Raw genomic sequence first — 19,850 nt, forward strand, 5'->3', positions numbered from 1 at the left:
GAATCCGTGCGAAGAAGATTGCGATGGGACATAAGCCAGATGATCACGAGGAGTACCAGGGTCCGTCGATTTTTATGTGACGAGTTCAAAATCTGCGCCGCTATAAACAAAGAGAAATTCCAAACCGCAAATACGAATTTTTTGATAATACCGCACAAGGGCGCTGGATATTTTTGCAGACTGCTGGTATGGTGTATAGCTGACAAAGGAGGCGATACGCTATGGCAAAAAGACGTGCCAATGGAGAAGGGAGCATCCGCAAGCGAAAGGATGGCCGCTGGGAGGGACGCTACACGGCAGGCCGTGATCCAGTGACTGGGAAAGTGATCTACAAAAACGTCCTTGGCAAAACCCAGGCAGAGGTCAAAGAAAAACTCAAAACCGCTATTGAAAAGAATGGTTCGCCAGCTATGACCACAGAGCACTACACTGTGGGCCAATGGCTGGACACTTGGATGGAGAACTATGCCAAGCTCCAGGTCCGAGCCTCGTCCTACAAGACCTACCAGGGGTTTATTGAAAACCACATCAAGCCTGCCCTCGGTGACATTCCTCTGGAAAAGCTGACGGCGATGGAACTCCAGAGGCTGTACAAGCACCTGCTGGAAAGCGGCAGGGTGGAGTGTACAGAATCCCGCAGCAAACCTAAGGGCCTCAGCGTCAAGACAGTGCGCAACATCAACCAGATGATTTCTTCCGCCCTGAACTGTGCGGTAGAACAGCGGCTGATTTCCAGCAATCCCACCAAGGGCTGTGTCCTGCCGAAACTGGAGCGGAAGGAAATGAAAATCCTGCCGCCGGAAAGTTTGGGCACCTTCTTCGAGGAGGCACGACGCAGCGGTGTGTTCGAGCTCTATTACATCGACCTCGCCACTGGGCTTCGACGGGGAGAATTGCTTGGGCTGAAATGGAGCGACATTAATCTGGACAAGGGGATCATCCACGTCCGGCGGCAGGTCCTTCGGCAGAACGGGGAAGTGGTAGAAGCTCCGCTGAAAACAAAAAATTCCTACCGCAATATTGCGATAGGAGCGGATGCCGTCAAAGTCCTTAAAGGCATGGAGCAGAAGGACGAGTATGTCTTCCCCTCCCCGTTCGGANGCCCCATGTCTCCGGACAGTGTTCTCCATATGTTCCAGCGGGTGCTGAAGAGAGCAGGATTAGAGAGGATCAGATTTCATGATTTGAGACACACATTCTCGGTCCTGGCCCTGCAAAACGGCGTAGACGTGAAAACGCTCTCCGCTATGCTGGGACACTACAGCGCGGGGTTCACCCTGGATACCTACGCCCACGTGACNACCTCCATGCAGAAGCAGGCGGCAAACGCCGTGGGCAATTTCCTCTCCGGTACTCTCCAGCCCTAACCGCTCCGAACTCTGGTATGGGTCACTGCTTGGGTCAAACCGGAGTCACAAAATCAAACCACCAGAAAAAGTGCAGAAAGCAAAAGCAAAACCGCTGAAATTCTTTGAATTTCAGCGGTTTTGGTACGCCCTGAGGGATTCGAATTACTAGGCGACGCTGTATGAGGGCAAAATGGGTGCAAATAAGTAAATTCAAGCGGATATTTGCAACTATTTTTACCCGAAAAAGTGAGGCGTGTATAAATAGATACAATCCTGTTAGGGGTATCTGAAGGGGTAAATTGGGGTAAGTTTTGGGGTGTGAATCCGGGAAGTTAAGAGGTCAGACTTGGAGACCGAACTCGTGCGCGAGGTCAAACAGCTTTGCTCTGTCCATGATAGCGGCAAGCAGTTCGTTTCCTCTTCCCAGAGGCTCCAGTTTCCTCAAAAGCTCGGTATAAAGAGCATCACGCTCTTGGAGTCCTTCTTGACGACCTTCTTGACGACCTTCTTGACGACCTTCTTGGAGTCCTTCTTGACGCCCTTCTTGACGCCCTTCTTGACGACCTTTTCTTCTGGCGTCCTTTTCGAGTTCCCGCTTGGTCATCTCCCAAACTTCTTCTTGACTGAACAGCATCTCCATAATATCGATGACCTCCTTCCGCCTGGATGCCAGGAACGGTATTAGAATGCCTTGCTCCTGGCAAATCCGNATCGTCTCTTGAATCGTCTCTCTTGTCAACCCATACAAAGCCCGCTGTTCATCGGCTATCTTGCNGAATGCCACATATTGGCCTAAGATGCTGTCATCCTCGCCCCTCAGGACCTTCACGGTTACATCCGCATCGCCATGGCCTTCGTACAGGTCAGCCAGCCGCATGACCTCCGGTACGTGGACCTGATTTCCTGTATAGACCATGTACAGTTCTGGCCTGGGAATGACCATGGCCTTGGTCGAGTACAGGGACAAATCATTCTCCTTGATATACGCCTTGTATGCCGACGTCAGATACATCAGCATCCGCAACGGCATATTGGGAGACAATGTGCTCTGGGCTTCAACCAGGAGAATCAGCTTATCCCGAACCTGAATGCCCAGGTCATTATATTCCCCTATAGCCAGAATATTTTCCGTCGTGATGAGCCTGCATTCGTCTTCAGTTACGTTCTGGTCCTCTGGATGCAGGTACAGGTACAGTTCGCGGGTGTATTTTGGCTCACTGAACAGATAAGTAAACACACTGTCCTTGAAATTTCGCTTCATCTCCGCCATGGCGCTCACCTCTTGCTTATATTATAGCCTATATGGACGGCGGAAACAAGAGAGAAAATAAGAATGTTTCAATATAAAGCAGAAACCTAAGTTTTGTCTGTAAGCATTTAAACCAGTCGAGGCAGATATGGGCCGACGCCCTTGGAGGGGTCCCACAATTCCACGGGGGGGGTGGTGCGTACCCGTAAACACCCCACCCCTGTGGAATTGTGGGACCTGCCAGTGTTTGCCTCCATAGGTGCTTACAGACAAAACTTAGGTTTGTATATACTGAGGCTTCTCTGTCTTCATTTTCCCTCAGCTGGCAGCTATCAGGNATTCAACTATGGTTAAGGACCGGTCATGAGGCCGGTCCCTGCTTCTTACTCCACCGCTGACATATATTCAAAGCGGCCCTATATGCCATCGCTTTTGCCTCTGCGGACTGAATTTTTTTTGCGTCCTTTTCAGGACGCACAGGCGCTCTCCCGCTGGTCAATTCCAGCATATTTTCAAATAAGGAGGGCACCTAATGTTCAATTCCCAAGAATTGACAGCGTATCAATCCGCCGTCAATCTTTCCCTGCTGAACGATATCATCGCTTTTGTTCGGGACACATCGGAGGCCAGTCCCGCAAAGCGCCTAGCCCTGCGGCANGACTGCATATTTNTGGACTCCAAGTTCTTCNNCGACTCCTTGCAGAAAAAATACGGCTTCTTATATCTTGGCGAGTTGCTGGAACGCTACGAAGAACGGTTTGGCATGTCCATCCAGGACTTCCGAGCGATTTCCTTGGCACTGGCCTATACCAAAGAGCTGACAGATGATTCCATGTTCATCGGTCCCCAGCGAAGAAATTTCATCCAGCAATTGAAACGCCGCGCGGACGGCGATATCTACCTGACCGGCGCATTGTATCTGCTGGAAGTAAAGCCCGAGTTACAATCCAAGCTGGCTGAACTGCCAGCTTCTACAGAGGAACTGATTTTCGCCGTCAGCCTGTTTCAAAACCAGGCAGACTCGTTCCAGAACTTCAAGACCCGGCTCCTGGACTACCTGGGCGCTGGCCGTACCATGCCCATCACCGGCAATATGAAAGCCATGTGCTGGCTTATTTTCTGGCTTGCCATTGAGAGCAAGTCTATTCGAGGCAAGGATATGGCTCTGTTCCGCGCCCTTACCGCCCTGCCGGTATCACATGACAAACGAGAGAGCAAACATCATGAAATCCTGCTGGCCCATGGCTATACGCACCTGGAAATCGCCTATGCGAATATGATGTCCGTTCTGCTCCAAGCGTCCCCGGAGGCCCTGCCGCAAAAGTCTGTCACAGCACAAAAAATAGCCGTCTCGCNGTTCCAGGNACTCTNTGCCAGCGAGGCCGATTTGACCCAGGAGGTCNATCAAAATCTCTCCGAAATCTATCGCCTGTATGCCCGTTTCCAGCCCAGGTGCTACGGCTGCGGGACGATGCTGGACGCCTTGAAAAACGGCCCGCAAATCCGCACCGCTAAAACGCTGCTTTGGTTCGCGCAATACGGCGACATGTACCACCCGGCCTTTGACGGATTCGATATCCTGGACTCCAAGTGGGACAGGCTGGCGTCTGCCCTGGAAACGGGCAAGTATCTGACTTTGTTTGAACGGACTTTATCGGAATCCCTGGACGCAGACGGAATCCAGAAGCGTATTGAACGGCGCGACGCCCTCACCGGGAACAGCTATCTNGCGCGATACTATNAGGACGACTATCTGCATNGCTTCAACTTACTGGTACACAAGGATATTCTCAACCTCTGGACCTGTTTCCAAAACAGCCTGGACGCAGACGGCCATGTTGAAAAACCCGGTATGCTGGATTACGTCCGGCACAGTCTGAGTGGTTTGCAGACTATCCAGGCGTTTGAGTTTTATAAAAAGTTCATGGACGCCTATGGTGTCGCGGGCCTGGAACGGTTCTTCGGATATAACCGCCGGGGCTTCTATGAGAGCTGCGTTGTCCGTTCGAATAGCCATTATTACAGCAGCCAGGCCGAGATTCAGCTGAACATCCAGCGCCCTTTCCTGGATAACGACGGCCAGCGTCAGCTTTTAAGCTGGCTGGAAGAATATATTTACTATTATGAGCCGGACAAATATCTGGATTTGACCACCGCAATCCTGCAAAGTGATTCCGTCTCCCGATTGTATGAGAGCGCGGAACTGCGAAAGCTCTTCAATGCGGTTATTACCCGTCTCGACCTGCCTCATTACTGCGTGTCGGAACTAAAGAGCCGTTATCTGACTGAGGCCGAGCGGCAGGCCGACCTGGACGCCCAGATCGTCGCAAAACAAGAAGCGGAAAAACAGAAAAAGCGGGCTGAGATTCAGAAGCTCCAGAAAGAATACGATACTCTGCCGGTGAAGAATCTTGCGGCTGCCGTGAAATATCTGAACAGCTATCAATTTTACTCCGAAAGATNTCCTCTGGCCTGCCGGATTGTTCGGGAGCGGCTGGACGGCATTCTGACTGACAGCGGCTTCACGCTGGATTACAAAGAAGCCGCCATGTTTCTTTCCATCAGCGCAAATCTCGTAAAGACCCGTGCCATGACGCTGACCGAAGCGCAAAGTTATATTTCACAGTTNAAAGAAGGTATTGANCATGCCGAATGAAAAGAGCTTTTTGTCTCTCATAGAGGACCGGACCCTCATGCTTGCGNGCATGAAGGCGCATAGTCTTTCTTCCGATTGGGTCCGGGCCTACAGCGTCTGTCAACTGTCCGGCTGCTGTGAGCGTATGACGGAACATCTCTCCGGCGTGACGGTCACAGACAAGACGCTGCAAAAAGAGCTGATTCAGGACCCGGCCTTCGCGGCGTATTACGCCAAACTGCTGCCGCTGCTGCCGGACGANNCGGAAATTCAGCCGGAACCCGCCCCGAGCTATCGAGCTTATCAGCGTCCCAGCGTCAGGCCCATTTCCCGCCGTGTTCAGATGCTTTCTGATTTTGCAAGTTTGGTCCAGACATGCCAAAACGCTAATCACAGCGTCACAGACTACCCGGCGAGCGAGGTCGTGAGTGTCCTGGAACATGAAAACCTGAACAGCGAACAGGAGTTGATTTTCCTGGAAAATTTCAGCTCTGATAACCTGTCCCCGGAGGCCCGCAGAACCGCCGCGAGCAGTATTCACAACTGCTCCGGCCTTCCCTTGGAATTGTCTCAGGAACAGAAAAATCTACTGCTGGAACCGTATACTGCCAGCCGGACCCTGTTCTCCCGTGCGATGTTCGACGAAATCTGGACACTCCTGGAATCCTGCCCCGGCGTGAAAAATATNCTCCAACTGCTGCATGAGCTTGGCATCCAGGAAAACCTCTGCTTGGATAACTACGAGGCCATGGCTCAGAACATGCCGGAATATGACCGGCTCCTGCGCTCTATCGCACGTCAAATAGACGCTCCCGCTATGGGGAATTTTATCGCCTTCTGGAAAAAGAGCTGCTGCACGTTGTATGNACTGCGACGTATGGGACGCNGGATTTCCACNCATNCCGGTCAGAATTGGGACAGTTTGCTTTCCAATTACAGCGGCTACGTGAATTTACTTTACGGAAAGCGTTTCANACAAGTTGATTTGGCTGATGTCACCGATTATCAGGAAAATATCCTGATTTACGCCATCACCCGGAACAAGAAGCATTTCATCCGTNTGGTGGACGAACACCCGGAAGTTTTTCTCCGTCTGCCCAGGAGCTCCATGCTTTTCCAAGAAAGCCTTTATCAAGAGCATTTCAACCTGAACGAACTGACAGAAAAGACGCTTTCCGAATGCGCCGGTATGGCCCAGGGGAGGCTCCCTGCGGAGAAGCTCTCTCCCGGCTATCAGTATAGTTTTCCAGAATTAAAAACCCTGTATGGGCTGCCCGGCGTGTACTTCAAGTTTTATGCGGCTTTACAGTCCAATAGCAAAGATTACAAGCTGAAAGTCCTCAAACAGCTTTGCAGGCGCAAGCTGCTGTGCTCCAGCATGACCGAAGCGGATTTGACCGTGCTGGCCGGATGTCTCAGCGTCAAAACCCTGTATGACTGGATGGAAACGAACTTCCGGCGTATCTNNGGGTTGACCGCCGAAGATGCCGTACAGNTTCTAATTCATCTGGACGAACTGCGGCACATTCTTCCAACTTGCCAATCCCAGGCGGATGTTCAATTGGCTCTGCGGAATCTGAAAANCCTCAAACAATATGCCAGCATTGAGGCTCTGAGAGAAAATATTATCCAGGTAGACACCGGCTGGAAGTCTTTGGCTGAAACCATGGGCCTTACCCCAGAATTTCTTGCCCGGTATCATGATAATATTTTGAGTTTCCTGTGTTCTGACGGCGCGTATATCGCGAAGAAATACAGTGATTGCCTGGACAACCAGCATAGGGAAGCGTATTTCCGGGTGGTCAAGGCGGAGCTGATGGGCAAGCTGGACCAGCTGAAATATTTCGAGGGTGATTTACAGCCAGAATTGGATTCACCCTTGACCGGCCCTGTCAAGACCGGCTGGAAGCGTAATCTGTATATCGTTCAGAATGACCTGGAAGTTCGGGAACGTGATGACTTCATCGCAACGATGCTTCTTGGTGAGCAGCCCTATCACACCTGCTTATCGTACATCAATGGTGCGCACCGGGAATGTCTGCTTTCATCGTTCNACTCCAACAAGAAAATCCTGTACGCAACCGTGGACGGGCGGATAGTGGGCAGAGCGTTCCTCCGCCTCACCAAGGGCCGTTTGGCCGGGGAAAACCAGGACAGCGGCTTCACGTTTGTAGACCTAGAAAACGCGGTGTCCAGGACGGAACTGCCTCTGAGCCGGGAACAAATCACGCTGTTCCTGGAACGGCCTTACATCTCCGGCGTGGGTCCGGCGTTGGAACAGCGGGTCAAGCAAATGTTCGTGGAACTCGCCTGCCGGAAGGCGGACGAGATGAACGTCACGCCCGTTCTTAACGTCTCATATCAGGACAGCTGCAAAACGGATTTCGCCCGGACGAGATATGATATTTACATTTCCGCGTCCAAAGCCGGAAAGCAGTATTTAGACAGCCTGGACGGTGAGGCGTCCGTAACTAAGGAAGGCAGCTATAAGACCAACACGTTCCTGGTCCGGGAGGCAGGGGCGNTGGCGTAAGCCTATAACTCGTGAGCATGGAAAAGAGGCAGGACCGGCTGTAAAGCTGGTCCTGCCTCAAGATTGTTCACAGCTTGAGGCACTCCGGGTAAAGCAATGCCCGGCCGAGCTTTAAGCAAAAATCATAGCAGTCGGAACTATGTAAATAAGANACGGCCTCCGGCCTTATGTTAGGCAGGACGATATCGATAACCAGAGGCCCGCCCGGTCTGTGGTCCAACGGCGTCGAAATCCCGTTTTGCGGGGCAACGGACCCGCAGATTTTGTCCCAGAGTTTATTCAGGATATTTTGGGTTATCGCGCCGTACGATAAAAGGAAAATTTCATTCGCAAGCTAGGTTCCATAGGCAAATGTAGCCGTATAATAATTCATTTCGGGATAGAGTTTTAGAATAATGTTCTGACCGATGTCAGCGCCTTCAGGGGTCCGGGCCTGGTGGATGAGCCAATCAAGGCCAATTTTTTCATGCGGTGGAATTTCAATATTCTTGACAGAACTTTTTTCGCACCGGCCAGTGTTATACATTACGTGGTTAATATCGATGGTCGCCATGTTCTTAGACCTGCTTTCAAAAAAAATTATAATAAAAAGTTATAGAGAAAGTAGAAGTTTCTCGTATTTAGATAGTTTTAAAACCATCTTTTCTATTACTTATTATACCACATCTTGCGCCTTTTTGCAACTTTTCTAAAATATTTTTGTAATTTTCAGCGTCCTATGGACGCTGACAGACACAGGGGAAATCAATGTGGAGGGAAGTGCCTATTAAATGAGTGGAAATGCCGCGCTGTTATGGAACGGCCTGGACGGGCTTATCAACAGCAAGCCCTTTATGCCCACGGCAAGCCCTCGCCAGCAGGCCGTGGCGCTGATGGAGCTGGCCGAGCGGGACGGGGAGTGTCTAGGCAATGGGGAGAGACGACTGGTGATTCGCTTTGCGGAGGCTGTTCGGGACTACCGAATGGTGTCGGACCTGATTTACGAACTCTGCGAAGAAGGGCGTGAACTGCAATCGGGCCATGTAGACCCTGCCATAGAGGGTTTNGTGGAACGGGAGATTGCAAGAGCGTCCGGCCTGACGGCTTAGGGACCGGCCAGCGCCGGTCTATGGGAAGTGCCAGCGTATTTGAATGCCGGTACTTCTACCGGAACACACACGGCTCCGCCCGTGTGTGGCACCCATGAAACAGGTTCGTCCGCGCACGGACAAACCTGTTTCATGGGTCTGTTTTCATGTTGTATGCTGTCTATAATGACAAAGGTAAGTTTTGTCTATAAGCACCTATGGAGGCAAACGCTGCCAGGTTCCACAATTCCACAGGGGTGTGTGTGTACCCGTAAACACCACCCCCTGTGGAATTGTGGAACCCCTCCAAGGGCGCCGGCGCATATTTTGCTTCGGCCAGTTCAGGTGCTTACAGACAAAACTTAGGTTTGCTTTTATAGTTCACATCCCGTTCCGCCCTGACCCGAAGTTGCTTACAGACAAAACTTACCTTTGTATTCTTTTCTCTTAAACTATATAAGGAGGCTGCTGAAATGGGGTATTACTCCGAGTTAACATGTCATTTGGAAGAAAGCCGGAGCGAGCGGCTGTTTGCCGGAGCCGAAGAAGTCCCGGAGGGGTCCGGCGAAGAACAGTCCACACTTGCTCCTGAAGCCGCTCCACCAGAACTTCCGGCGAAAGTGCAAACTCCCGCTTCGTCCGACGACGCCCGGCGTCAGGTCCATGANGCCGCCGAGGCCGAACGGAAAGCTGAGTGGGAGACGGCTCAGGCGAAGAAGCGGGCCGCTGAACAGGCGCAGTTTGACCGTCTTGCCGCTATGTCTCCCGAAGATATCGCCGTGTACTTTGTCAAGCGCGTCAGCGCCGATACGGAACGCCTCACCCGCCGGAACATGAAGGACTGCGTATCAGAGCATATCCAAACCCTTTGCCGGGATAATCCCGCTTTTGCCCGGCAGGTTCTCCATCCCCGGAAGACAATGGTGAACTGCTTCAGATACATCTACCGGAAGGCAAAAGCCTTTGCCGAACAGGAAATGAAGGACCTGGGTGAATCCCATGTGAACGGCGTCTACGGCCTGGACGTTCCGGACGGCCTGTGCTACCAGTGGGCCGAGGCGTATTTCAACGACCTGGACGCGCCGGAGGACAAAGAAAAAGATGATGAATTTGTCCCCAAACCTTATTACGGCGGAAGCAAAGCTAAGAAAACCCCTGATAAGAAACAGGCTCCGAAGCCAAAAGCGAAGCCCCAAAGTGCCATTGACGGTCAAATCAGTCTGTTGGGGGAGGCGGGATAACTCATGCTGAATAAAAAAGCCTGCCGGGAGTTCGCCGCTCCCGGCGTTGCCATGTCTCCGGACAACGAGCTGCTCCATGCGGAACAGAACAAGTACATCGTCCAGACGGCGGTAAGAATCATCGGTCACAGGAAGACCCTGGTGCTGTATTTCCATGACCGGAAACAGGCCGCCCAGGGGGATTTCCGGCCCGTCTGGACCATGTTCCACTCCAAAGACGGATACATCACCCTGGAAAGAAAAGAGGACGGCAAAACCACCTGGCGGACGGCCTCTTTTGACAACCTGGACAAGCACTGGCCCTTCGTGAAAAACTGCGCCTTTTATACGCCGGAGGACCGGGAACGCCTGGAGCGTTATTTTCACAGCGGAGGGTGTGGCTTTGCCCCTCTGATTCAGGCCCAGGAGGCCATGAAGGCCAAGCGGCTGGAACAGCGTCTTGAAAAGCGCCGGCAAAAAGTCTGGGACCGTATGGCCTGCGTACCAGCCCTGCCCCGCGGCTGGAAGTCCTGGGCCTGCCGGACGGCGGTGCCCGCTTATTTCTTCTATGATTACCAGAGGGGTAAGGCCCCCGTGAAAGGCGTCTGCACCGGCTGCGGTCATGAGGTCACGCTCGCTGGCGTCAAGCACAACGGCCACGGAACCTGCCCCCATTGCGGGAGGGAGGTCATCATGAAGTCCAGGGGACGGCGGGGCTGGATAGAGGACCGGCACACCTGCCAGATAATCCAAAAAACAGCGCCGGATGAAATCGTTATCCGTATTATTAAGGTCGGATGCTATTACAAAAACGATACGCCTGTTAAAGACGCCCACGAAAACGCCCGCCTTTTCATCCGGTTCGACGACAACGGACCGGTCCACTGGGAAGAATTTTATTACAGCTACACGGTAAAACGATGGAAGTCCGGCGAACGGCCCGTATACAGCCTGTGGACCTACAATTACGAGGCTGATATTGCGGGCCATGTCTACTGCCAAAATCTCACGGAAGTTTTTGAAAATACGCCCTGGAAGTATTGCCCCCTCGCGGCGTTCTACGGGCGGTTCCGAAAGCCCATGGCGGTGATACCCTTCCTGGCGGCGTATCTGAAACAGCCCCGGCTGGAGCATCTTGTCAAAGTGGGATTCTGCGCCCTCGCCAGAGACCTTGCCTATGATGAGTTCAGCCGGGAGATANCCCTGGACCAGACCCAGGACCGCACCCACCGGATATTGCAGGTCCAGGCGGGAGACGTGGACTTCCTGCGCAGCCTGGACGTTGACTTCGACACGCTTAAAATCTACCAGGAGTATTGCTGGGAGAACCTGAAGGACCGGCAGAAGCTGCTCTTCTGGCAGCTGGCTCACGGCGTCAAGCGGGATGTCCTGGAGACGCTGGAGTACATGACGGTCCATAAGATGCTCCGGTATCTGGACGCCCAGTATTCTATTTTGAAGGACCGGCGGCCCCCAGCCCGTACACCGCGGTACAGGTCCATGCAGGCCGTCCTGAGCGAGTACCGGGACTATCTGGATATGTGCGCCGGGCAAGATTACGATATGCACAGCAGCTTCGTGCTCTATCCCAAAGACTTGCAGGCATCCCATGACCGGGTGGCCCAGCATATCGAGGCCAAGAATGACACGGAAATTCTGCGCGACTTCGCCGCTGCCTATGCCCGCATCGGGAACAGCCTGGACTTCGAGTACAAGGGCATGAAAATCATTCGGCCCGATACACCGAATGATGTTGTCCAGGAGGGCAACGCCCTGCGTCATTGCGTTGGCGGTTATGTGAGCCGCATTGCCAAGAGAGAGTGCCTGATACTGTTCCTCCGGCGGAGTGAGGACGTGGTTAAGCCTTTTTATACTATCGAACTCCGTCATCGGAGAATCGTCCAGGTGCGCGGCCAGGGTAATCAGGACCCAACACATGCGGTTCAGGATTTTATAAACCATTGGAGGCGAGAAGTCCTGCAAGCCGTTGTGTACGAGGCCGCCTGAGCGCACAGATTTCTTTTTGCGTCCTATGCAGGACGCTAGGGGCTGTTCCTGCGGGAATACATTGCAGAGCCGGATAGTTTCAAAAAGCGTATCAAAGAAATTAAGAATCCATTCTCCCCGTTCTGCCCGTTTCTCTGTAGCCTGTCCGGCGCCACCACATATTTTTGTACTGTATAAACTTTCGAAAACCGGTTCTGGTTGGGTAGAGTGGCCGCACCTCTTTCTCCTTGTAGACAGTGGTGCAATCCACGGATGAATCACCCTGGTTTTCTGCTCTTACTGACAACCACCCACAAGACCCCAACATGGCGGCTCGTCCACTGGGGCGGGGTACAGGGGGCTTTCCTCCATAAAATCGCACACAGCGGGCCACACGCCGATACACGGGCTATTCCGCTGGTCTGCAGCGCGTTTCCCTTCCCGGCGCTCCGTTCTCCGCTCCCCTTTAGGGACAGAGGGTGCCGGGGCTTTGCCCCGACGCGTGTGGCCGGCGATAAGCCTGCGGCGATGCTTGGTCCCATCCTTAGGTGGGGAAAACTGCCTTCACATTGGTATTTTGTTTTGCCGCACACTGCTGCCTGTTGATTGGGATACAGATGCCCCCTTCCTCAAAATTCCCCGATTTCCTCTGTTCCGTCCCCTGTTCCGGGATGGAGACCGTATGCGCTTCCCGCGATGATCGTTCCCACTGTGGACATCTGCTGTGCTTTCGTGCTATGATGAAAAAAACAGTTTACGGAGGCAGATCGCATGCAGAAGATCATGATCGTAGAAGATGACCCGGCCATTCGGGAGGAACTGGCGCTGCTCCTGGAAAATGAGGGATATACGCCTCTGGTAATTACGGACTTTATCGATATACCCGCTCAGGCGGCGCAGGAACGCCCGGACTTAATTCTTTTGGACATCGGCCTTCCGGGCAAGGACGGCTTCTCTCTTTGTGCGTCTCTGCGGAAGGCCATTCCCGCGCCGGTGGTCTTTGTCACCAGCCGGGACGCCGGTGTGGACGAGGTGCGGGCGCTGAGCCTGGGCGGTGACGACTACATCACCAAGCCTTATAGCGTCCCCGTCCTGCTGGCCCGGATCAAGGCCGTCCTGCGCCGCACCGGAGGCGGGCCGGCGCAGGCGGATGTTCTGGAGGCTGGCGGGCTGTGCCTGAGCCTGACAAAAGGCATTGTGTCGGCCAACGGAAACACCGCGGACCTCACCCGAAACGAGCTGCAAATATTAGCCTGCCTGATGGCTCACGCGGGGCAAATTGTCTCCAGGGCCGATCTGATCGATACGCTATGGGACCATCAGATTTACATCGACGACAATACGCTCAGCGTGAATATGACCCGGCTGCGGGGGAAACTGGCGGCGCTTGGCCTGCCCGGTGCCGTCAAGACCCGGCGGGGAATGGGGTATCAGCTATGACCCTTCTGGAATTTTTGTCGGACCGGCTGGGGCGGCTCGCGCTCCAACTGATTTGCATCGGACTGGCGGCGCTGTTCCTCTTTGCCACAGGAACGCAGCCGGGTGTTCTGATTATTTTGCTGTTTGTCCTGCTGCTTATTTTCGCGGCGGCACAGATTTACGACTTTTCCCGTCAGCGTGCCTATCTTCGGGAGCTGGAATCCATTCTGGACAGTTTGGACCAAAAATATTTGTTTGCCGAGTGCGTCCCGCCTCCCCAAAACCTCTATGCCCGGCGGTTGTTCAATTTAACCCGCCGGGCGGGCCGGGCCATGACGGGGGCGGTGTCCGACGCCCGGGCATCCCAAAGGGAGTACCGGGAGTATGTGGAACGCTGGGTGCATGAAATCAAGGCCCCGATCACCGCCGCCCGGCTTATTTGCCGGGATTTGGACGGGGACACCCGCCGGAAGCTCACAGCGGAGCTTGGTCAAATCGAGGCCCATGTAGAGCGGGCATTGTTCTATGCCCGGGCGGAAAACCCGGAGCAAGACTGCCTGCTCCGGAAGACAGAGCTGGAGAAAATTGCCGCCCAGGCCATTGAAAACCACCGCTCCCTATTGATTCAAAACGGCATCCAGGTGGAGACAGAGGGGCTGGGCGGCACGGTTTATACCGATGAAAAATGGGCGGTCTTTATCCTGGGCCAACTGCTCCAAAACGCCGCCCGCTACCGGGGGGAAGCTCCGGTCATTACAATCTCGGCCCGTCCCCTCGGAAAACAGGTGCGGCTTACCGTCTTCGACAACGGCATCGGCATCCCCGCCCATGAGCTGCCCCGTGTGTTTGAGCGGGGCTTCACCGGCAGCAATGGACGCTCTCGCGGCGGCTCTACCGGCATGGGCCTGTATCTATGCAGGAAGCTGGCCGGTTTTCTGGAGCTGGGACTGGATATTTCTTCCCGGGAGGGGGAGGGAACGGCGGTAACGCTGACCTTTCCCGCAAAGGAAAACCTTACAAAACTGTAAGGTAAATCAATAGGACTTCGATACAACGGCCTTCGCTTTTGGTGTACCATAGAGCCGCAAGCAAAGGAGGCAAACGATATGCTGCAGGTACAAAACATTGAAAAATATTACGGAAGCAAAAACAATGTCACCAAAGCCCTGGACCGGGTAAGCTTCGATGTGGAGGCCGGGGAGTTCCTGGCCATCATGGGTGCGTCGGGGAGCGGAAAAACCACCCTGCTCAACTGCATCTCCACCATCGACACCATCAGCGCCGGGGAGATTCTCCTGGACGGGGTGAGTATCGCCGGCCTGTCGGAAAGCGAACTGGCCAAGTTCCGCCGGGAACGGCTGGGCTTTGTGTTTCAGGACTTCAATCTGCTGGATACCCTGACCATTGAGGAAAACATCGGCCTGGCCCTCTCCCTGAATCACCAGGACCCCGGAACGGTGCAAAACCGGGTGCGGGAGGTGGCTGGAAAACTGGGCATCACCGACGTCCTGACGAAATTTCCCTATCAGGTTTCCGGGGGCCAGAAGCAGCGCACCGCTGTCGCCCGGGCAATGGTGGCGGGGCAGTCCCTGCTGCTGGCGGACGAACCCACCGGGGCCCTGGACTCCAAAGCATCCAAGAATCTGCTGGAAATCATGACCGCCATGAACCGCAGTCTGGGCGCCACCATCCTCATGGTCACTCACGACGCCTACAGCGCCAGCTATGCCAAACGGGTGCTGTTCTTGAAGGACGGACGGGTGTTCAACGAGCTGCTCCGGGGAGAACGGGGACGGCCTGTGTTTTACCATGAGATTCTGGATGTTCTGGCCGCGCTGGGGGGTGATGTCAGTGACGTTATCTGAGCTCTCCCTGCGCAACGCCAAGCGGCAGGCCCGGGACTATCTGGTCTACTTTGTCACAGTGGTCATGGCCGCGGCCCTGCTGTATTCGTTTAACGGGCTGGTATTCTCTCAGGAGATCATCACCTTGTCCAAGGGTATCTCCGTACTTCCCCTGATGATCGTGCTGGCCAGCGTGGTGGTGGTGTGCGTCTTTGGCTGGCTGGTGGCCTACGCCACCAGATTCATGCTTCTGCGCCGGGGCCGGGAGCTGGGGCTCTATCTGCTCATTGGCTTGGAAAACCGGCAATTGGCCCGGCTGTTCTTTCTGGAAAATCTGGCTGTGGGCGGCTGTGCCCTGGTGCTGGGGACCGCCCTGGGCGGGCTGCTCTATCAGGCCTTCCGCGCCATTGTGCTGGCGCTGTTCGGCCAGCCCTACGCCTTTTCGTTTGGCTTTTCCCTCCCCGCCTTGGGGCTGACGGTCCTCTATTTTGCCTTGATCTATCTCTTTGCCCTTCGCCGCAGCCGCAAATATATCCGCAGGGCGAATATCCACGACCTGATCTATGTTGACCGCGCTAACGAGGGCATGGTCATTCAAACGGGAACTGTGCGCCGCTGGATGTTCTCTTTCTCCATTGTGCTGGGTGTGGCCGGAACCTGTCTGCTGATGGCGGGGGGCGCCATTTTGGGCGTCATCGGGGCGGGATGCGTCATTGCGTTCCTGTTCGGCTTTTTCCTTAGCTTTGCCTCCGGTGTACCCGCCTTCTTCGACCGGCGGCCCGCCCGGAAGTACCGGGGGCAAAGCCTGCTGGTGTTTCGTACTCTGACAGCCAAGCTGGCCACCATGGGTGTGCTGATGGCCACCATCTCCATGATTTTTACGGCCACCCTGATCTCCGAGGGGGCCGGGTTGGTTTTCCGGGGGCTTTTCGCGGGCCGTGCGGCGGAAAGCGCCTGCTTCGACCTGTATATCGGCGCTGCCGGCGACGGGCCGGTCAGCCGGGATTATTTCGATTTCATCCAGGACAATATTTCCGTAGAACGGGAGCTGCACTACTGCGTCTACCAAGCGGAGGACAGCCGGGTCATGGACTACGTGGAGCGCATGGGAGAGGACTATCACCGCTACTTTGACCGGGACCCGGTGCTGCGGTACAGCGACTACGCCGCGCTCCGCGCCATTGCCGGATACCCGCCGGTGGAATTGAAGCCGGGGGAGTATCTCATCCACTGCAGGGCCTACCTGGAAAAGCACTTGACCGGCTACACCCAGCCCATCTCCCTGGGAGGCGCCAGCCTGATTCCCGGCGGGGTCCACGCGGAACACCTGCTGCAAAATTACGACACGGGCAACGGGGCGCGGTATATCCTCATAGTACCGGACGAGGCGGCGGAGGGCCTTCCGNTGNTTCACCACGCCTNTGCGGCCAAGACTGCCCAGCCGGTGGCGGAGTCCCAATTTGACCTTCTGTGTGACATCAATTACAGGCTGGGAGAGCAGAATCTTCTGGAGCCAAGCTATGATGAGATTCACACCAGAGCCTCGGANAAGGCGGAAGAGGCGNCCCAGACGGTCCTGGTCGTCTTTNCCCTCTTCTATCTGGCCCTGGCCTTGACCATGACCGCCGCCACGATTCTCACCATCCAGCAGCTCAGCGAGACAGAGCGGTACAGGCAGCAGTTCCAGCTCCTGCAAAAGCTGGGGATGGACCGGCGGGAGATGGCAAAGGCCCTGGGCCGCCAGTTCACGATTTACTATGTCCTGCCCGCCGTGCCCCCTGTGCTGATCGGCATACCCTTTATCCTCCACTTGTCCCGCGCCCCCGAGCCGGGAGTGATGGTGGGGATGAACAGCCCTGGGGCCATTGCGGCAATCTCACTGGGGATTTTCTTCCTGATCTATGCCATCTACATTCTGCTGGCCTATACCAGCTTGAGGCGGAATGTATTGCCGCAGTAGGAGCAGGGAGAAGCGGCCGCCTGTTCCCGCCGGGCTGTTTGACCCGTAGCTTGACCCGGAACAGGAAAACTCTATACAGAAGCAGCGGAATGGACGGCGCGAAAGGCGGCGGACATCCTGAGCAACCAGCCTCAAATGGAGCGGAACGCGCTTGCCGCCTGTTTCTTCATGGAGGTGGTCACATGGGCGTAGGTGTCTGGGGTGAATTCAGCGCTGTCGTGACCCGGCATGGCGGAGAGGGTTTTCACGTCTACTCCATTCTGTAATGCCAGCACTGAGAACGTGTAACGGAGGTCATGGAAGCGTATCCGCTTCTATCGCAATGTTGCGGCAGGAGTTTTTCGTTTTCAGTGGGGCCTCGACTACTTTCCCATTCTGGCGGAGGCCCTGCCGCCGGAGGCCCGTTGCGAGGTCAATGTAGTACAGCTCAAACACGCCGCTTTTTCGCGCCTCCTCGAAGAAAGTACCCAAGCTCTCCGGCCAATGTCATTAAGTTAAGGGTTTAAGAGGGCAAATGCGGGGCATTTGCCCTCTTAACACGCATAGAGAAATTCGCAATAGTTATTAAGCTAAGGGAAAAATGTGAATGAAGTGTAAAAAATCGAGAAAATGTTGAAAGTTCATATGGAATGTGCTACTGCTGTAAGCAGTCGTCGTGACAGACGGTCGCATGGAAATTTTCAGATGAACCACAATAACCACATTTTTATTAAGTTCATAGAATTTGATTTTGTTTGATATTTTAAATTTGTCTTCCATTTTTGGTTGATTTTTATAGCCTTTCATATACACATTTTTTGATAGTTAGTAGCGAACGAGAACGTCAAGGATACGCCCCATGTTTTGGGGTGTGTTTTTGTCGTTCTTTTTTCGTCCGGCGGCCAGAACAGCCAACGGAGGAAACAAATTTGAATATCAATTATATAAAACAGGCGCTTGACTACGCAGTCAGAAAAGCGGCTGAAAAGGCGGGAATGGGCCAACTGTCCCGCAACCGCAAATTGTCCATATCTGGGGTGTCATTCGTCTGTTAATCGGTGCTGAGGGCGGCTCTTTGGCGAAGGAGCTTCATCGGGCAAACATTGATGTAACCCCCGCCGCCGTTTCACAGCGCCGTGCACAAATCAGCCCGGAGACATTCCGGGACGTGTTCCAACGTTTCAATACTTCTTGCGAGGATAGCGGAAACTTTCGCAGCTATCGTCTGCTGGCGGTAGATGGAACGTCCGTCAACATCCCGCACAATCCCAACGCTCCTTCTTTCGTTCAAAATGAGAGTGTGCCTAATGGGTACAACCAGTTGCACCTCAATCCGTTTTACGACCTGTGCAACAAGACATTTTACGACGCGCTCATCCAGTCGGAGCCGCAGAAGGACGAAATCGGTGCATTGATTGGAATGTTGAAACGGAATCATTTTTCAGAAAAAACAATCATAATTGCAGGCCGCGGTTACGAAAGTTACAACGTAATGGCTCATCTGCTTGAAAAGCCAAACACGGACTTTCTAATCCGCATTAAGCAAAGCCGATCCTCAATGCGGGAAGTGGCGCGACTGCCCATGTTTGAGTTGGATTGCGACATTACGTTTATCATCACAACAACCTAAACGAACGAGGACAAACAGAAGCGTTATATCTTCCTGCAAGTCCCCAAAAAAAGCAAACCGGGGCAAAGACGCGCCGGGGGTGTTGGGACTTCCAGAGTCCATATCAAATGAAGGCGCACATTGTCCGGTTCCAGCTTGAAACGGGAGAGTTTGAGACAATCGCCACATCTCTGCCGCGCGCGTTCGCGCTGGAGGATATACGGGAGTTGTATCACTTGCGCTGGGGAATTGAAACCAGCTTTCGTGACCTCAAATATACGTTAGGTCTGGTGAATCTCCACGGCAAGCGGGATGCTTTTGCGGAGCAAGAGATATGGGCGGCGCTGACAATGTTCAACTTTACAAGCAGAGTTGTCCAAGAGGCAGTTGTCAAACAACCAACAGACGGCGTTCACGCCTACCGCGTCAATTTCAAGATGGCGGTGGCCCTTTGCCGGGAGTATTTCAGGGCAAACAGCGCCGACAGTGAGAAGCTGCTTCAAGAGATCAGCCGGTACACCGTTCCCATCAGGGAAGGACGGCGAGACAAACGCAATTTGAAAGCGAAAGGCTTTGTTGGCTTTACCTATCGCGTCGCGGCGTAAAAAAGAGGGGACGGGGGCTGAACTCCCGCCCTCCTTCGCGGCGTTATTTTTTGAAAAAGCCGGTTTGAGAGCCAAAATTGAGGGATTTTTCAAAAAGATGTGCCGCCTTATCTTAACAGCAAGGAAATCCATTTATAAGATTTGCGATTCACTAAAATCTCAACATGCCCCGGAAATGTATCAGAAAACGGCTGTTTTCGTTTTTTTTTGCAGAAATCACGCTTGCGCTCAAAACATAACTTGTCGCTGAAATGCTATAAAAGCAATTTTTACCCCCCTGATTTTTTGAAGTAAACTGTCCTAAAACCAGCTGTTAAGTTAAGGAAACGCTGATTTAATCCCCCGAAATGATAGCAGATGTGATAAAATGATAAAATAAGGAAAAGGGGGCGCGG

Annotated in this window: 12 protein-coding genes; 9 read left to right on the top strand and 3 right to left on the bottom strand. The window is 53.8% G+C overall.

All coding sequences use genetic code 11. The features are described 5' to 3' along the window. The first annotated feature begins 221 nt into the window (after positions 1–221). Positions 222–1,367 (top strand): site-specific integrase, encoded by a 1,146-nt coding sequence (locus tag JX325_RS04085; RefSeq protein ID WP_204789899.1) that lies wholly within the window; start codon positions 222–224, stop codon positions 1,365–1,367. Between the two features lie 6,733 nt (positions 1,368–8,100). Here the strand turns inward: JX325_RS04085 and JX325_RS04090 are convergent. Continuing rightward, positions 8,101–8,319, bottom strand: coding sequence for a hypothetical protein (locus JX325_RS04090; protein ID WP_204789900.1), 219 nt, complete (start codon positions 8,317–8,319; stop codon positions 8,101–8,103). A gap of 987 nt (positions 8,320–9,306) precedes the next feature. On the opposite strand from JX325_RS04090, the gene JX325_RS04095 reads away from it, so the two are divergent. From JX325_RS04095 to JX325_RS04120, 6 genes are all read left to right on the top strand, one after another. Then, positions 9,307–10,074: a Cas9 inhibitor AcrIIA9 family protein gene (locus JX325_RS04095; RefSeq protein ID WP_204789901.1), complete on the top strand. Its 768-nt coding sequence runs from the start codon at positions 9,307–9,309 to the stop codon at positions 10,072–10,074. Between the two features lie 3 nt (positions 10,075–10,077). Next, entirely contained in the window at positions 10,078–12,060 is a 1,983-nt protein-coding gene (locus tag JX325_RS04100; protein ID WP_204789902.1) for a PcfJ domain-containing protein, read from the top strand. 750 nt (positions 12,061–12,810) lie between these two features. Continuing rightward, complete coding sequence (locus JX325_RS04105) at positions 12,811–13,479, top strand: response regulator transcription factor (protein ID WP_204789903.1); 669 nt, start codon at positions 12,811–12,813, stop codon at positions 13,477–13,479. Continuing rightward, positions 13,476–14,486 carry a HAMP domain-containing sensor histidine kinase gene (locus tag JX325_RS04110; protein WP_204789904.1) on the top strand — a complete coding sequence of 337 codons (1,011 nt, stop codon included), beginning with the start codon at positions 13,476–13,478 and terminating at the stop codon, positions 14,484–14,486. Before JX325_RS04105 ends, JX325_RS04110 begins: the two co-directional genes overlap by 4 nt. Before the next feature lie 78 nt (positions 14,487–14,564). Next, positions 14,565–15,323: an ABC transporter ATP-binding protein gene (locus JX325_RS04115; RefSeq protein ID WP_204789905.1), complete on the top strand. Its 759-nt coding sequence runs from the start codon at positions 14,565–14,567 to the stop codon at positions 15,321–15,323. Beyond that, positions 15,304–17,262: an FtsX-like permease family protein gene (locus JX325_RS04120; protein ID WP_243413911.1), complete on the top strand. Its 1,959-nt coding sequence runs from the start codon at positions 15,304–15,306 to the stop codon at positions 17,260–17,262. The genes JX325_RS04115 and JX325_RS04120 overlap by 20 nt, the downstream gene beginning before the upstream one ends. A 131-nt stretch (positions 17,263–17,393) precedes the next feature. Here the strand turns inward: JX325_RS04120 and JX325_RS17915 are convergent, their stop codons facing one another. Together JX325_RS17915 and JX325_RS17920 are read right to left on the bottom strand one after the other, a co-directional pair. After that, positions 17,394–17,537: a hypothetical protein gene (locus tag JX325_RS17915; RefSeq protein ID WP_243413912.1), complete on the bottom strand. Its 144-nt coding sequence runs from the start codon at positions 17,535–17,537 to the stop codon at positions 17,394–17,396. A 19-nt stretch (positions 17,538–17,556) separates the two neighbouring features. Next, positions 17,557–17,697 (bottom strand): hypothetical protein, encoded by a 141-nt coding sequence (locus JX325_RS17920; protein WP_243413913.1) that lies wholly within the window; start codon positions 17,695–17,697, stop codon positions 17,557–17,559. A gap of 619 nt (positions 17,698–18,316) precedes the next feature. Here JX325_RS17920 and JX325_RS04130 point away from each other — a divergent pair. Both JX325_RS04130 and JX325_RS04135 read left to right on the top strand, forming a co-directional pair. After that, the gene (locus JX325_RS04130; protein ID WP_204789907.1) at positions 18,317–18,871 is read left to right on the top strand and encodes a transposase; all 555 of its coding nucleotides are present in this window, start codon (positions 18,317–18,319) and stop codon (positions 18,869–18,871) included. A gap of 107 nt (positions 18,872–18,978) precedes the next feature. Further along, on the top strand, positions 18,979–19,455 hold the full coding sequence (locus JX325_RS04135; RefSeq protein WP_204789908.1) for a transposase: 477 nt from the start codon (positions 18,979–18,981) through the stop codon (positions 19,453–19,455). Positions 19,456–19,850 lie beyond the last annotated feature (395 nt).

Source organism: Oscillibacter sp. CU971 (genome assembly GCF_905219725.1).
Classification (GTDB): Bacteria; Bacillota; Clostridia; order Oscillospirales; family Oscillospiraceae; genus Oscillibacter.

What these genes read in the sequence shown, in the direction of transcription:
- JX325_RS04110 (WP_204789904.1), top strand. Translation starts at nt 13,476, where the DNA reads ATGACCCTTCTGGAATTTTTGTCGGACCGGCTGGGGCGGCTCGCGCTC.
- JX325_RS04090 (WP_204789900.1), bottom strand. Translation starts at nt 8,319, where the DNA reads ATGGCGACCATCGATATTAACCACGTAATGTATAACACTGGCCGGTGC.
- JX325_RS04105 (WP_204789903.1), top strand. Translation starts at nt 12,811, where the DNA reads ATGCAGAAGATCATGATCGTAGAAGATGACCCGGCCATTCGGGAGGAA.
- JX325_RS04115 (WP_204789905.1), top strand. Translation starts at nt 14,565, where the DNA reads ATGCTGCAGGTACAAAACATTGAAAAATATTACGGAAGCAAAAACAAT.
- JX325_RS04135 (WP_204789908.1), top strand. Translation starts at nt 18,979, where the DNA reads ATGAAGGCGCACATTGTCCGGTTCCAGCTTGAAACGGGAGAGTTTGAG.